Genomic DNA, 13,492 nt, shown 5'->3' with positions numbered 1-13,492 from the left:
TTCAGCGACACGCGGCGAAAGATCCCCGCCGCGACCGCGCTGCCCCTGCTCGGCCGCGGCGGGACCTCGACCGGACCGCGCCACTGCCCGGAATATCTGTTCAGTCCCCTCCCGGGTTACACAGGCATCGCAGGTCCACTCGGACGAGTGAGTACGACCAACTGGGGGATGTCACCCGCCAAACCGTCATGCGCTCACCCCCGAGGTCTCTCACCATGGGACGAGGCCGAGCGGGAGGCGTCTATGGACCACACACCGATCACCGTCGACTACATGCCCGAGGGCGAGGACTGGACCGTCACGGTCCGGTACGGCCGGCTTGAGGAGGCGGCCACCGCGCCGGGCCTGATCGCGGCCAGGGACCAGGCCGATCAAATTCTGGAGCGGATCGCGCCCGGCATCCCCAGCCGCGCGGTGCACCTGCTCGACGGCGACGCCTTCGCCTTCACCACCGCCTACCTGCACGCCCGGCACGGCCTGGCCCCGCTGGGCGGGGCGCCGCTGACCCAGGCGCCGACCCAGCCCGATGGCGAAGAAGTGGAAGAAGAGGAAGAACAAGGGACCCAAGCTGCCACGAACACCGGCTGACCTTCCACTTCGGACGACCGGTTGACACCCCGGCCCGCTCAGCGGCCCTAGGATGACAGGACACGGGCGGTCACGCCGCCGACACAGACGTCGGCGGCGGTGAGAGGGGGCAGGTTTGGCGACTGCGCCAGGCACTGACGAGTTGCACAGCAGCCGAGCCAAGGAGGCGGGCGGGGCGCCCCGCGGCAGACCCCGCGACGCCAGCAGGGACGACGCCCTGCGCAAGGCCACCCTGGAGGTGATGGCCGAGGTCGGCTACCGCGCGCTGACCATGGACGCCGTCGCCGCCCGCGCCAAGGCGGGCAAGGCCACCATCTACCGCCGCTGGGAGTCCAAACTCGAACTGGTCATCGACACCTGCAACGAACTGGTCAGCCGCAGCGTCCCGGAACCCGACACCGGTTCGGTCGCCGGCGACCTGCGCGAGTTCCTGCTGGGCTACGCCGACTTCCTGACCGGCCCCTCGGGCAAAGCGGCCCAGGCCCTGGTCGGCGAACTCCCGCACGAACCCGAACTGGCCACCGCCTTCCGGGACAGCTTCCTCACCGGCCAGCGCGGCATGCTCCGCCGGATCCTGGAACGGGGCGCCGAACGCGGCGAGATCAACCGCCAAGCCCCCCTGGGCATGGTCAACGAGCTGGCCGGCGCCACCCTGACCTACCGGCTGATGCTCACCGGCGAACCCATCGACGCGGCCTTCGTCGACAAACTGCTGGAACAGGCCCTGCTACCGCTGCTCAACTGAGCAGGCGGCAGCGGGACCCGTCCCGGTGTCAGCGAAAGATCTTGCGCAGCAACGCGAGCACCACGAGCGCCCCGAAGGCGATCAACGAGTACTTCACCCGCGGATCGTCCAGTTTGGACTTCACCGCGGCCTTGGACTCCGCCACGAACTTCTTCGGGTTCGCCCGCACCGCCAACTCGTCCAACGTCGAGGCCAGCGAGTCCCGCGCCTGCTCGATGTCACGCTGAATGCTCTCCGGATCCCGAGCCACAGGTCCCCTCCTCGCAGGACGATGTCTGACGCGGGATCACGGTAGCCCCAACCCGCCACGCCGCGTCACCCAGTCCGCCTCCACCCGCCAGGTGTCGCCGGTTAGGCTGTACGCCGACGGGGCCGTAGCCCAATTGGCAGAGGCACACGGTTTAGGTCCGTGCCAGTGTGGGTTCGACTCCCACCGGCCCCACGTCGACTGGGTCGACCCTGCTCGCGCTGCGCGCTTCGCCGGGTCGACGTGTCAGTCACCCCGGGGGCGAAGCCCCCGGACCCCACCCGGCGGGCGCCGCCCCCGGACCCCCGCCTGCCCTGCACGTGCGGCTCCGCCGCCTTGCCCGCCGTTCCCCTCCGCGCGTGTTGGCCGTTGTGGACGCCGTGTTGGCTGTTCTGGTACGCCGTGTTGGCTGTTCTGGTACGTCTTGTTGGCCGTTGTGGGGCGCTAGGTGGTGGCGTGGGCTCGGCGGGCTTTTTCCACCAGGGTTTCGGCGGCTCGGCCTGCTCGTTTGAACTCCTCGATGGTGGCTGAGGTGTGGCTGTAGCCAGCCTTGGTCTTCATTTTGAGGAGAGCGGCCAGGTGTCTGGCCGCTTCTCGGTCGGCCTTGCCCAGCAGGGCGGTCGCCTCGGTGTGGTTTTCGCCGTGGGCGTGGTGGCCCAGGGCGGCGCAGCAGATGACGTCCGAGGCGGCTATGCCCGCGTGCACACACAGGGTCACGTAACTGTCGGCGCAGTCAGTGTCCTGGTCGGCCAGGTCGCGGATCTGGTCCGCCTGTTCCTTGAACTGTTCCGCCTTGCGCAGGCGGCCGCGGCGGATCGCCGCGTCGCACGGTTGCGTCCGCACGCCCACCCCTCCCCTTCCGCAACTGCCTGCTCAACCAGGCACGGGTCCCGGCTACGGTGAGCCCCTCGCTCAGCGCTGCGCGCAGGACGGCCTGGTCGCGGCCGTGGGCGGTGACCTCGGCGGCGGTGAACTCCAGCGGACGGGTGTCGTTGCCGATCCAGCGGGTCACCTCGGCCACCAGGTCGCCGACCTGGGCCTCCCACTGATCACTATCGGCATCCTCGGGACGGATCAGCAGCAGGTCGAGGTCACTCGCCAGGGTCATCGTGCCGCGGGCGGCCGAGCCGAACACGGCGGCGTAGACCGGTGGCACGGGCCAGGCGGCCAGCCGGTCCGCAAGGCGCCGCAGGAAGGTCTCCTGTAGCTGGGCCAGGCCGATGATGTGCTGCGCGGCGAGATGCTCGCGGTTGAGCCGGTACGCGTAGGCGTTGCCGATCCGCTCGGCGTGCACGACGCCCTGCCGGGTCAGCCGCCGCAGCACCTTGCGAATCCCCTCCTCCGACCGCCCGGCGAGCAGCCGGCGCAGTTGCCCCGTGGTGAACACGGCATCGTGCCTGGCCAACGCGGCGAGAACATCCCCGTCAAGCGTGGGCGTCACCGTCGCCAACGGCCGATTCAGCTCCACACCCACCTCCCACAATCCCCCACAATAGTACGGCTACCCCCACAAAAATACATCTACCCGCACTATAAGCCGCCGCTTCCACTCACTCCTGAACCACGCCGACCACGATGGCCACCGCCGCCGCGACCGCCTTGCCCCGCGTCACCCGTCCGGCCGCCGCCGCCCGCGCCACCCCGTCCAGCGCGCTGTACAGCCCGACAAGCACCCCCGGCGCGACCGGCGCGAATGGCTTCAACGCCGCCCGCAGCTCAGCCAGGTAGCAGCGCTCCGACCGTTCCCGGAAGTCGCGGGTCTCCGGATGCCCCAACAGCGCCGCCTGCACCTCACCGCAATCCGGTCCCGCCGCGATCATCCCGTCGACGTAGGCCGTGCACACCGCGGTCACCACCTCCGTCAGCGACCCCGCCCGCGACCGTGCCGCGCGCATCGCCTGGGCCAGGTGGTCGTCGTAGTCCTGGTACATCGCCAGCAGCAGGCCCTCGCGGGTGCCGAAGTGGTCGTAGGCAACGGGTCTGGACACCCCGGCACGCTCGGCCAGGGTGACCAGGGTCAGGGCGTTGGCGCCGTTGGTGTGCAGGATCTCGGTGGCCGTGCGCAGGAGGTGGTCGCGGCGGTCCTGTCTTGACATGCGGTGCTCGGCCATGAACTCATGCTACAGAATGTAGGTTACATTGTGTAGGTAGCTGGGAGGGCGCATGGTCGCGGTGCTGGGAACTGGGGCTCGGGCGGCGGGGCTGGCCGGGGTGCTGGGTGCGGTGGAGGGGGCTGGGCTGGTGGTGGTGTGCGCGGCAGAACACGGCGAGCTGGAAGTGTTGCTGGCGCGGGAGTTGGGTGGGGTTGATCTGGTGAACCTCACCTCGGGGACCAGCGCGGAGGCGCGACAGGCCGCGGAGCTGGTGCGGGCGCGGGGCGGGCGGTACCTGGACGGGGCGTTGATGGCGCATCCCGAACACGTGGGCAAGCCGGAAACGGTGCTGGTCTACAGCGGGGACGCCGAGGTGTTCCAGCGGCATCGCGCGGTGCTGGCGCGACTGGGCGAGGCGAACTACCTGGGCGCGGACCCGGGCACGGCGGCGCTCTACGACGTCGCGTTGCTCAACTTCGCCTGGGCGACGTTGATCGGCTACCTGCAGACCGCGGCGCTGCTCGGCGCCGACGGGGTGCCAGCGGCGGCGGTGACGCCGATGCTCACCCGCTGGTTGCGGAGCACGGTGGTCGAGGTGATCGAGGACTACGCGACCCAGCTCGACGCTGGGACCTACCCCGGCGAGCAGGAGTGGCTGGAGCTGGACGCGCCGCTGATGGGGAACCTGGTGCGGGCCAGCGTGGAGCGCGGACTCGACCCGGGGCTGCCCCGGCTGGTCGAGTCGCTGACCGCGCGCGGGATCGCGGCGGGGTTCGGGCGGGACAGCTTCGCCAGCCTGGTCGAGGTCATCCGGGGGTCAGCGGCAGCGCCGGTTCAGCACCGCCATCTAGCGTGAGGTGGGTGACCGACCTTTCGCTTGATCGCATCCTCGCCGCGGCGAAGGTGATCGATCCCGTGTTCCTGAACAGCCCGCAGTACGTGGACGAGCAGCTCTGCGCCGCGCTCGGCCGCCGGGTGCTGACCAAGGTGGAGCTGCTGAACCCGTTGCGCTCGTTCAAGGGCCGCGGCGCGGAGTACTTCGTCAGCGAGGTGGCCGAGGGCATCGGGACGATCGTGTGTTCCTCCACCGGCGGGAACTTCGGCCAGGCCGTGGCGTACGCGGCGCGGCGACGTGGTCTGCGGGCCGAGGTGTTCGTGCCAAGGGGCACCTCGCCGGTGAAACTCGCCCGGATGCGGGCCTTCGGCGCGGTGCCGCACGAGGTCGACGGCTCTCCGCTGGCGCTGGCCGAGGCGTACGCGGCGCAGGCCCCTGACCGGGTGTACGTGCTGGACGGCCGGGATCCCGCGGTGGCCGAGGGCGCCGGGACGATCGGGATGGAACTGTTGCGGGGCAACACCTTCGACACGCTGGTGGTGCCGATGGGCGATGGCGCGCTGATCTCCGGGGTGGCCGCCTGGGTCAAGGCGCACGCGCCGGAGGTGCGGGTGATCGGGGTCGCCGCGGCCGCCGCGCCCGCGCTGGCGCGGAGCTGGGCGGCCGACGAGGTGCTGACCGTGGAACTCGCCAGCGCCTTCGCCGCCGGGATCGCGATCAGCCGCCCGACCGAGCAGGCGGTGGCCAGGACCAGAGCGCTGGTCGACGATGTGGTGCTGGTCAGCGAGGAGGAACTGCGGCAGGCCATGCGACTGGCCGCGCGCACTCTCGGCGTGCTGCCCGAACCCGCTGGCGCGGTCGGACTGGCCGCCATCGCCAAGGGCATTCCGGGCGAAACGGTCGCCACCGTGCTCACCGGCGGCAACGCGGACCTGGCCGACTACGCCGGACTCAGCACCGGCAACTGAGCCACAACCCGCCATTGGTCTGCTCCGGCTGCGACTAACCACCCGGGCCGTCAGTCTGTTTTTCCGCCATAACCCCAGGATTGGGGGGCATTGGTATATGCGTGGCCGTTGATGTGTCCGGCCCGGCGCGATTAGCTGAGGGCAGCTCTTTTCCCTGCATCGGTAGGAGATGAACCGTGCTCCAGAACAAGATCAGGCGATTGGTCGTCGGGGTGGTCACCGCCGTGGCGTCGCTGCTCGTGGTCATCTCGCCCGCGGCCGCCGAGACCAGCGCGGTCCGAGTGATCAAGTACGACACCAGCCAGGCGCAGGAGTTCAAGGCGGCCTGGGACGAGGGCGCCAAGGTCTGGAACGCCTCGGTGAAGAACGTGCGCCTGGAACCGGGCACCCCGGCCCAGATCCGGATCCTGGCCGACAACGGCTGGCCACGCGCGCAGGTCAGCGGGCTCGGCCGCGGCACCGTGTGGATGGGCCGCACCGCCGTCAACGACGGGCACCACGTCCCCCGGATCACCGCGCACGAGCTGGGCCACATCCTCGGCCTGCCGGACCGGCGCACCGGGCTGTGCGTTGACCTGATGTCCGGCGCCAGCGCGGGCACCGGCTGCAAGAACCCGCTGCCGAACGCCGCGGAGAAGGCCCAGGTGGAGCGCAACTTCGCCGGCGGCTTCGTCGCGCCGACCAGCACCGACGGCAGCGACTGGGCCCTGGCGGGCTGATCAGCGCGGGAACGGCCCGTCCGCGATCCTGACGCGGGCGGGCCGTTCGGCTGTTTCCGGCTCAGCAGACCCTGGCCAGCGCCTCGGCGTAGTCCGGGCTCGGCGACAGCGCCGCGGCCAGCCGGAAGTGCCGCACCGACTCCGGCCGCCTGCCCGCCCGCTCCAGCGTGCGGCCCAGCAGGAACCGGGTGTAGTGGTCGGTCGGGTCCGACTCGATCAGCTCGGTGAGCAACTGCTCGGCCCGGCCCAGCTGCGCGGAGTGGTAGTAGGCGCGGGCGGCCAGCAGCCGCACCGAGAAGGTGGCCTCCGCGGTCAGCAGCGGCGTCAGCACCTGCAGCGCACCCAACGGGTCGCCTTGGGCCAGCAGCGATTCCGCCCAACGGTAGTTCTCCGGCATTCGACCCTCCACAGTGGACTCGATGGTGCGTGTGCACCGGCTCAACACCGTGTGGGGTCAGGGCATTCCCGCCCAGGAGAGTTGGGGGGAGCCCTGCCTGCTCCAATGCCCTGGGGAAGCTCTGGAACCAGGCAGGGCTCGCAGCGCGGGCCGGGTGGGACGGGGTGCGGACACCCCGAACAGCCTGCGCCTACGGTCGAAGGTGGCAAGCAGCGCAGCGGGCCCGCCTTCGACATACTCAACAGTAGGCAGTCGCGCTGACGTTTCGCTGACGCGCGCCGTTCAGCCGGCGTGCACGTGCCGCTCGAACACGGTCTCCTCGGCCGCACGCAGTCCGACCGCGACCGCGCCCGCCAGCACCGCGTCATCGCCCAGCTCCCCGCCAACCACGGTCGGCAGCAGCGGGCTGAGGTAGCGCAGCGCCCGTTCCATCGGCTCGATCAGCAGCTCGAAGTTGCGTCCGATGCCACCGCCGAGCACCACCAGCTCCGGGTCGATCACCGCGGTCACCGAGGCGATCCCGTAGGCCAGCCGGGCCGCGATCAGCTCCACCACCCGCAACGCGGTGGCCTGTCCCGCCGCGGCGGCCGCGAAGACGTCCTTGGCGCTGCGCGCCTGGGTCAGGCCCAGCTCGTGCGCCAGTTCCACCACCGGCTCGGCCGCGGTGGCCTGTTCCAGCAGCCCGCGCGGCGGCGGCGCCAGCTCGCCGGAGAGCACCGCCTGCTCGTCGAAGCGCCCGTAGGGCAGGTAGCCGATCTCCCCGGCCGCGCCGTGCGCGCCGCGGAAGAGGTGCCCGTCCATGACAATGCCCATGCCGACCCCGGTGCCCACGGTGACCAGCACGAACACCCTGGCCTCCCGTGCGGCGCCGCGTTCCCGCTCGCCGAGCGCGGCCAGGTTCGCGTCGTTCTCCACGATCAGCCCCGGCCCGAGCACCGATTCCAGCTCGTCCAGCAGGCCCTTGCGGCCCCAGCCGGGCAGGTTCGGCGCGAGCTGCAGCGCCCGGCTGTTCCGGTCGGCGACCCCAGGACTGCCGACCACCTTGGCCACCACCTGGTCGAACCGGATCCCGGCCACGTCCACGATGCGATCGGCCAGCTCCCGGACCTGCCGGACCAGCGCGCTGGCCGAGCGGCAGCGGTTGCGCTCGTCGCAGCGGGACACCTCGGCCCCACCCAGGTCCACCAGGGACAACCGGATCCGCTCCCGGCCGATGTCCACCGCGAGCACGTAACCCGCGGCCGGGTTGGCCTCGTAGACCACCGCCGACCGACCGGGTCCGGCCGAGGTCCGGCCCGCCGGGCGGACCAGTCCGGCCTGCTCCAGCCCGAGCAGCGCCTGCCCGACGGTCGGTTTGGACAGACCGGTGCCCTTGGCCACCTGTGGCCTGGTCGCGGGCCCGGACCGGCGTAGCAGTTCGAGCACCGCACGCTGGTTGAGCACCCGCATGCTGGCCGGGGTCCCGACCGGATGGCTCGACTGACCAGTCACGCGTTACCCGCTTTCGTCAACACCCTGTGTGCCAAAGTCTAGGACCGCGCGTGTGCGGTGGGATTACGGCCTGACCTGGCGCGGTAAGAATTCGGTGCCAGAACGTTGTCGCACTCGATCCGGGTATGCAGCACGATTACCCCCGTGTCGGGTTCGAGGGGGCGCGTGATCCTGGTGGCGGCTTTCGCTGTCGTCTCGGTTGTGCTCGCGATCATGAGCGTGTTCAGCCGGCACGACGCGGCCTCGGACGGCACCCTGATCAACAAGACCGACTTCGCCGTGCCCAGCGGCCAGGTCGAGGTGGTCGAGGCGCGGCCAGGCAGCCCGCTCCAGGTCGGCGACGTGATCATCTCCATCGCGGGCCGGGACGTGATCGAGCACAGTCGCCTGCCCGGCGGCCCGGAGTTCAAGGTCAACGACACCCTTGAGTACCGGGTGCTGCGCAAAGGCAAAGAGGTCGCGGAGACGCACAACGTCACCCTCGGGCGCTACCCGGTCGGCGACCAGCTGCTGCACAGCTGGCCCAGCCTGCTCGTGCTGTTCATGCTCTTCGGCAGCGCCATCTACCTGTTCGTCCGCCGCCCCAGGGACGCGGCCGCGCGCGCCGCGGTGGTCGCCTCCTCGATCGCGATGATCACCCTCGCCGGTTCCGGCTATTTCGGACTGGAAGCCCTCGACCTGGTGGCAGGCGATCAGTTCTGGCGCTGGTACGTCGGACAGCTTTTCTGGGTGCTGCTGTGGGGCGGCATGCTGCATTTCGCCTTCGCCTACCCGGAGGTCACCACCAAGACCAGGTACGGCCTGCTGATCGCGCTCAGCTACGGCGGCGGCCTGCTGCTCTACGGGCTGACCATGCTCATCGGCCTGCCCCGCGCCGACGGCCCGGTGGAAGCGCTGCACGTGTGGGCCTCGCCGATCCGCACCGTGCTCTACGTCTACCCACTGCTGGTGCTCGGCGTGCTCGTCTACAAGTACCGGACCTGCAAGGACAACCTCACCCGGATGCGGCTGCGCTGGCTGGCCGCCTCACTGGGCATCGCCGCGGTGCTCTACGCGGTCCTGTGGGGCCTGCCGACCCAGCTGCTCGGCACCGATCTGGTCGCCTACCAGTACCACACGCTGGTCTTCCTGCCGGTGCCGGTGACCGTGGCGCTGGCGGTGCTGCACTACCGGGCGCTGGACATCGAGATCGTGCTCAGCCGCTCGCTGACCTACGTGATCCTGTCCGTGCTCATCGCCATCGGCTACCTGATCCTGGTCGGGCTGCTGCGGCTGCTGGTGCTGCCCGACCTGGGTTCGCCCGCCGGCCAGGCGGTGGCCGCCGCGGCCGCCGCGGTGATCGTGCTGCCACTGCGCGACCGGCTGGCCACACTGGTCAACAAACGCCTCTTCGGGCACCGCGACGATCCCTACCGGGTGGTCTCGGGGCTCTCCGCCCGGCTGGAACAGACCCAGACGCCGGAAGCCATGCTGCCGACGCTGGTGGAGACCATCGGGCACGCGCTGAAACTGCCGTACACCGCGATCGAGCTGGAACGGGACAAGGGCCTGGAGGTGGTCGCCGACTACGGCGAGCCGGTCGGCGAACCGGTCCGGCTGCCCCTGGTCTACCAGGGCGAACGCATTGGCGACCTGGTCGTCTGCGCGCGCGGGATCGGCGAGGGCTTCAACGACTCCGACCTGCGGGTGCTCACCGATGTGGCCCGGCACGCCGGCGCGGTGGCCTACACCGCCCGGCTGACCACCGACCTGGCCCGCAGCCGCAGCCGCCTGGTCCGCACCCGCGAGGAGGAACGGCGGCGGCTGCTGCACGACCTGCACGACGGGGTCGGGCCCACCCTGGCCGCCGCGGCGCTGGGACTCCAGGTGGTCCGGCAGGTGATGGGGGCCAACCAGGTCGCGGCCGAGGAGATGCTGACCCGGCTGGAGGACGAACTCCAGGGCGCGATCGGCGAGATCCGCCGGGTCGCGCACGGCCTGCGGCCCCCGGTGCTGGACCAGCTCGGCCTGGCCACCGCCCTGCGCGAGCACGCCAGCACGCTGGCCGGCCGGATGGGCGGCAATGGCGAGGCCCCGCTGACCATCGCGGTGGACGTCTCCGACGAGCTGCCGCAGTTGCCCGCCGCGGTCGAGGTCGCCGCCTACCGGATCGTGTGCGAGGCGCTGACCAACGTGGCCAGGCATTCCGGCGCGCACAGCTGCACCGTGCGGGTCTGGCTGGACCGGGACCTGCACGTGGAAGTGCTCGACGACGGCGCGGGGCTGGGCGAGACCAGGCGCAACGGGGTCGGGCTGCGGTCGATGCGGGAACGGGCAGGTGAGCTGGGCGGGGATTTCCTGGTGGAATCCCGTGACCTGGAATCCCGGAACCAGGACGGTGCCCAGGCCGAGGCTGGGGCACGATCAGCGGTGAGAGGCACCCGCGTCGCGGCGCGGCTGCCCGTGCCGAGGGAGGAAGCCTGAGTTGGACCAGCTCCGCATCCTGGTGGTGGACGATCACCCGCTGTTCCGCTTCGGTCTGTGCCAGACGCTGCAGCAGGTGCCTGACGTAGAGGTGGCTGGCGAAGCCGCCACCGGCACGGCCGCGGTGGCCATGGCCGACTCACTACAGCCCGACGTCGTGGTGATGGACCTGAACATGCCGGACTTCAACGGCGTGGAGGCGACCCGGCGGATCGTGCGCACCAGTCCGCACGTCGGTGTCCTGGTGCTGACCATGTTCGACGACAACGAATCGGTTTTCGCCGCCATGCGGGCCGGGGCCAGGGGCTACCTGCTCAAGGGGGCCACCCCGGAGGAGATCGTCCGGGCCATCCGGGCGGTGGGACAGGGACAGGCCATCTTCGGCCCGGCCATCGCCTCCCGGCTGCTGGGTTTCTTCGGCAACAACGCGCGGGCCGCCCAGGTGGAGGCCTTCCCCGAGCTGACCGCCCGGGAGCACGAGGTGCTGGTGCTCATCGCCCAGGGCGAGGGCAACGCCGCGATCGCCCGCAAGCTCGTGATCAGCGGAAAGACCGTGCGCAACCACGTGTCCAACATCTTCTCCAAGCTGCACGTGGCCGACCGCGCGGAGGCGATCATGCGGGCCAGGGAAGCCGGTTTGGGCGAAAACTAGCGACCATAAGTACCTTGCTTGTTGGAGATTAACGGGGCTTGTATAACGATTCGTGAAATCGAAGCACAACGGGACAGCTAGTCCCATGTCCCTGGGACACCGGGTGGGCCACGCTCTCAAGGTCAGCGCAGCACACTTGGCTTGAGGGGGCCAAACATCATGACGAACACGGAACGTGTTCCGGTAGTTCTGCACGCCACGGATGCGATCTCACGTGCGGGCGTCGCGGCCGCACTTCGCTCCCGGCCGGAGGTCCTGCTGGTCGACTCGCTGGAGGCCCGCCCGGACGCGGTGGTCCTCGTGGTGACCGACCGGACGGACACCCGGACTCAGCAACTGCTCAGGGGACTGCAGGTACGAGGCAACACCAAGGTCGTTCTCATCGCCGGGGAGATGGATGACACGGACCTGCTGACCGCGGTGGAAACCGGGGTCAGCGCCGTGGTCCGCCGCTCCGAGGCCACTCCGGAGACCCTGGTCCGCCTGGTGCGGGCCGCGGCCGCCGGTGAGGGCGCACTGCCGCCGGACCTGCTGGGCCGGCTGCTGAACCGGGTCTCCCGGTTGCAGCGCAACGTCCTGCGGCCGAACGGGATGAGCCTGGCAGGCATGTCGGAACGGGAGACCGACGTGCTCAGGCTGGTCGCCGATGGTCTGGACACCCGCGAGATCGCCGAACAGCTCTGCTACTCGCAGCGCACGGTGAAGAGCATCTTGCACGACATCACCAACCGCTTCCAGCTGCGCAACCGCTCACACGCGGTGGCGTTCGCGCTCCGGGAGGGGCTGATCTGAGCCGCCCGTTCGGGTCGTGCGTGAAGACGGGGAGCGTCATGGAGTACTCGTCACGGCCCGAACGGTCGGATGAGCCGGCGGGCGGGGTGATCCGCGAGGTGGACACCGCGTTGTGCCGGTTGCTGGGCAGCAGACTGCCGCAGGGAGTCGAGGTACGGCTGGAACCGCCGACCCCGACCTGGATCAACGAGGCGAACCCGCTGCCCGCGGTGCACGTGTTCCTGTACGAGTTGCGGGCGGGCCGGGCGCACCGGCCCGCCCGCGATCTCGAACTGTCCTATCTGGTCGCCGCGCGGGCGGGCAGTGTGGCCGGGGAACACGAGCTGCTGGGTGAGGCGCTGGACGCGCTCACCGGACAGGAATCCGGGCAGCCGGTGGCGGTGCGGCTGGCCGAGCACGGGGTGGGCGGACTCTGGTCGGCCCTGGGGATGCCGGCGAGAGCCGCGTTCGTGATCTCGGTGACGGCCACGCTGCCCGCCACGCCCGACGCGGACGGAGCCGCACCGGGCGGGACCGCGGTCCCGCTCCAGTCCGACTCCCGCGGCTGGCGATTGCCTTCCTGACTACCAGGCCAGTTCCCGGCACTTGGCCACGTGTCCGGCCGGTTCGACCTGCAGGGTCGCGTGCTCGATGTGGTAGCGCTCGGCGAGCAGTTTCTGCGCCGCGGCCAGCACGTCGGTGAAGTCGACATCCGGTTGCGCGGTCAGGTGCGCCGAGGCCACCTCCATGCCCGAGGTCAGCGTCCAGACGTGCAGGTCGTGCACCTCGATGACGTTGGGCAGCTGCTGGAGTTCACCGGCCATCTCAGAGACGTCCAGGCGCTCCGGGGCGTGCTGGAAGAGGATGCGCAGCGCCTTGCGGCCCAGCACGTAGGCCCGCGGCAGCACGAACAGTCCGATGGCCACCCCGATGATCGGGTCGGCGTACTTCCAGCCGAAGAGCATGGTGACCAGACCGGAGATCAGCACGCCCACCGAGCCGATCGCGTCCGCGACCACCTCCAGGTAGGCGCCCCGGACGTTGATGCTCTCCTCCGCGCCACCACGCAGCAGAAGCAGTGCGATCAGGTTGTTGACCAGACCGATGATCGCCACGATCGTCACCGGCAGCCCCGGCACTTCCGGCGGGGCGTCAAAGCGGTTCACCGCCTCGAGCAGGACGCCGATGGCCACCCCGAAGAGCAGCAGCGTGTTCGCCAGCGCGGCCAGCACCTCGGCCCGGTAGAGCCCGAAGGTCCGTCCGGCGCGCTTGGCCGCCCGCTGCGCCACGATGATCGCGGCCAGCGCCATGCTCACGCCGAGGACGTCGGTGAAGACGTGCGCGGAGTCCGACAGCAGGGCCAGCGAGGAGGTATAGAGCCCCACGGTCACCTGCATGACCAGCGTGACCAGTCCCAGTCCGACCGCCCACCACAACCGGCTCACATACTTCGCCGAAGCGCTGGCGGCCTGCGCCGCCGGCAACCCATGACCGTGCCCGTGTCCCTGCCCCATCTCACGCTC

At 70.4% G+C, this 13,492-nt stretch carries 16 protein-coding genes and 1 tRNA gene; 10 read left to right on the top strand and 7 right to left on the bottom strand.

Annotated features, from left to right (window positions below):
* Positions 1-243 precede the first annotated feature (243 nt).
* Both ACTOWY_RS30410 and ACTOWY_RS30405 read left to right on the top strand, forming a co-directional pair.
* Complete coding sequence (locus tag ACTOWY_RS30410) at positions 244-588, top strand: hypothetical protein (protein WP_441313033.1); 345 nt, start codon at positions 244-246, stop codon at positions 586-588.
* A gap of 142 nt (positions 589-730) precedes the next feature.
* Complete coding sequence (locus ACTOWY_RS30405; protein ID WP_441313032.1) at positions 731-1,333, top strand: TetR/AcrR family transcriptional regulator; 603 nt, start codon at positions 731-733, stop codon at positions 1,331-1,333.
* Positions 1,334-1,361: 28 nt separating this feature from the next.
* Here ACTOWY_RS30405 and ACTOWY_RS30400 read toward each other — a convergent pair whose 3' ends face one another.
* Positions 1,362-1,583 carry a DUF3618 domain-containing protein gene (locus tag ACTOWY_RS30400; RefSeq protein WP_441313031.1) on the bottom strand — a complete coding sequence of 74 codons (222 nt, stop codon included), beginning with the start codon at positions 1,581-1,583 and terminating at the stop codon, positions 1,362-1,364.
* 118 nt (positions 1,584-1,701) lie between these two features.
* Here ACTOWY_RS30400 and ACTOWY_RS30395 point away from each other — a divergent pair.
* Positions 1,702-1,775, top strand: a tRNA-Leu gene (locus ACTOWY_RS30395).
* A 249-nt stretch (positions 1,776-2,024) separates the two neighbouring features.
* On the opposite strand, the gene ACTOWY_RS30390 is transcribed toward ACTOWY_RS30395, so the two are convergent.
* The 3 genes from ACTOWY_RS30390 to ACTOWY_RS30380 form a co-directional block, all read right to left on the bottom strand.
* Positions 2,025-2,285: a hypothetical protein gene (locus tag ACTOWY_RS30390; RefSeq protein ID WP_441313030.1), complete on the bottom strand. Its 261-nt coding sequence runs from the start codon at positions 2,283-2,285 to the stop codon at positions 2,025-2,027.
* 28 nt (positions 2,286-2,313) lie between these two features.
* Positions 2,314-3,048 carry a nucleotidyltransferase domain-containing protein gene (locus tag ACTOWY_RS30385; RefSeq protein WP_441313029.1) on the bottom strand — a complete coding sequence of 245 codons (735 nt, stop codon included), beginning with the start codon at positions 3,046-3,048 and terminating at the stop codon, positions 2,314-2,316.
* Between the two features lie 82 nt (positions 3,049-3,130).
* Positions 3,131-3,691 carry a TetR/AcrR family transcriptional regulator gene (locus ACTOWY_RS30380; protein WP_441313028.1) on the bottom strand — a complete coding sequence of 187 codons (561 nt, stop codon included), beginning with the start codon at positions 3,689-3,691 and terminating at the stop codon, positions 3,131-3,133.
* A gap of 52 nt (positions 3,692-3,743) precedes the next feature.
* On the opposite strand from ACTOWY_RS30380, the gene ACTOWY_RS30375 reads away from it, so the two are divergent.
* From ACTOWY_RS30375 to ACTOWY_RS30365, 3 genes are all read left to right on the top strand, one after another.
* Entirely contained in the window at positions 3,744-4,529 is a 786-nt protein-coding gene (locus ACTOWY_RS30375; RefSeq protein WP_441313027.1) for an NAD(P)-dependent oxidoreductase, read from the top strand.
* A 5-nt stretch (positions 4,530-4,534) separates the two neighbouring features.
* Positions 4,535-5,476: a threonine ammonia-lyase gene (locus ACTOWY_RS30370; RefSeq protein WP_441313026.1), complete on the top strand. Its 942-nt coding sequence runs from the start codon at positions 4,535-4,537 to the stop codon at positions 5,474-5,476.
* A gap of 176 nt (positions 5,477-5,652) precedes the next feature.
* Positions 5,653-6,195 (top strand): snapalysin family zinc-dependent metalloprotease, encoded by a 543-nt coding sequence (locus ACTOWY_RS30365; protein ID WP_441313025.1) that lies wholly within the window; start codon positions 5,653-5,655, stop codon positions 6,193-6,195.
* Between the two features lie 61 nt (positions 6,196-6,256).
* Here ACTOWY_RS30365 and ACTOWY_RS30360 read toward each other — a convergent pair whose 3' ends face one another.
* Both ACTOWY_RS30360 and ACTOWY_RS30355 read right to left on the bottom strand, forming a co-directional pair.
* The gene (locus ACTOWY_RS30360; protein ID WP_441313024.1) at positions 6,257-6,592 is read right to left on the bottom strand and encodes a tetratricopeptide repeat protein; all 336 of its coding nucleotides are present in this window, start codon (positions 6,590-6,592) and stop codon (positions 6,257-6,259) included.
* Between the two features lie 282 nt (positions 6,593-6,874).
* Entirely contained in the window at positions 6,875-8,083 is a 1,209-nt protein-coding gene (locus tag ACTOWY_RS30355; RefSeq protein WP_441313023.1) for an ROK family protein, read from the bottom strand.
* 213 nt (positions 8,084-8,296) lie between these two features.
* Here ACTOWY_RS30355 and ACTOWY_RS30350 point away from each other — a divergent pair, with 213 nt between their 5' ends.
* From ACTOWY_RS30350 to ACTOWY_RS30335, 4 genes are all read left to right on the top strand, one after another.
* Positions 8,297-10,546, top strand: a complete 2,250-nt coding sequence (locus tag ACTOWY_RS30350) for a histidine kinase (protein ID WP_441313022.1) — start codon at positions 8,297-8,299, stop codon at positions 10,544-10,546.
* Between the two features lies 1 nt (position 10,547).
* Positions 10,548-11,198: a response regulator gene (locus tag ACTOWY_RS30345; protein ID WP_441313021.1), complete on the top strand. Its 651-nt coding sequence runs from the start codon at positions 10,548-10,550 to the stop codon at positions 11,196-11,198.
* Positions 11,199-11,357: 159 nt separating this feature from the next.
* Positions 11,358-11,990, top strand: coding sequence for a response regulator transcription factor (locus ACTOWY_RS30340; protein WP_185001885.1), 633 nt, complete (start codon positions 11,358-11,360; stop codon positions 11,988-11,990).
* Positions 11,991-12,028: 38 nt separating this feature from the next.
* The gene (locus ACTOWY_RS30335; RefSeq protein ID WP_441313020.1) at positions 12,029-12,553 is read left to right on the top strand and encodes a Pvc16 family protein; all 525 of its coding nucleotides are present in this window, start codon (positions 12,029-12,031) and stop codon (positions 12,551-12,553) included.
* Here the strand turns inward: ACTOWY_RS30335 and ACTOWY_RS30330 are convergent, their stop codons facing one another.
* Positions 12,554-13,483 carry a cation diffusion facilitator family transporter gene (locus ACTOWY_RS30330; protein WP_441313019.1) on the bottom strand — a complete coding sequence of 310 codons (930 nt, stop codon included), beginning with the start codon at positions 13,481-13,483 and terminating at the stop codon, positions 12,554-12,556.
* Between the last annotated feature and the right edge of the window lie 9 nt (positions 13,484-13,492).

Source organism: Crossiella sp. CA198, assembly GCF_052078295.1.
Taxonomy (GTDB): domain Bacteria; phylum Actinomycetota; class Actinomycetes; order Mycobacteriales; family Pseudonocardiaceae; genus Crossiella.
Note: the sequence above shows the minus strand (reverse complement) of the source record. Positions and strands in the feature narration are given on the sequence as shown.

Coding starts and splice junctions, on each gene's coding strand:
- ACTOWY_RS30360 (WP_441313024.1), bottom strand. CDS start 6,592: ATGCCGGAGAACTACCGTTGGGCGGAATCGCTGCTGGCCCAAGGCGAC.
- ACTOWY_RS30375 (WP_441313027.1), top strand. CDS start 3,744: ATGGTCGCGGTGCTGGGAACTGGGGCTCGGGCGGCGGGGCTGGCCGGG.
- ACTOWY_RS30335 (WP_441313020.1), top strand. CDS start 12,029: ATGGAGTACTCGTCACGGCCCGAACGGTCGGATGAGCCGGCGGGCGGG.
- ACTOWY_RS30410 (WP_441313033.1), top strand. CDS start 244: ATGGACCACACACCGATCACCGTCGACTACATGCCCGAGGGCGAGGAC.
- ACTOWY_RS30330 (WP_441313019.1), bottom strand. CDS start 13,483: ATGGGGCAGGGACACGGGCACGGTCATGGGTTGCCGGCGGCGCAGGCC.
- ACTOWY_RS30340 (WP_185001885.1), top strand. CDS start 11,358: ATGACGAACACGGAACGTGTTCCGGTAGTTCTGCACGCCACGGATGCG.
- ACTOWY_RS30380 (WP_441313028.1), bottom strand. CDS start 3,691: ATGGCCGAGCACCGCATGTCAAGACAGGACCGCCGCGACCACCTCCTG.
- ACTOWY_RS30350 (WP_441313022.1), top strand. CDS start 8,297: ATGAGCGTGTTCAGCCGGCACGACGCGGCCTCGGACGGCACCCTGATC.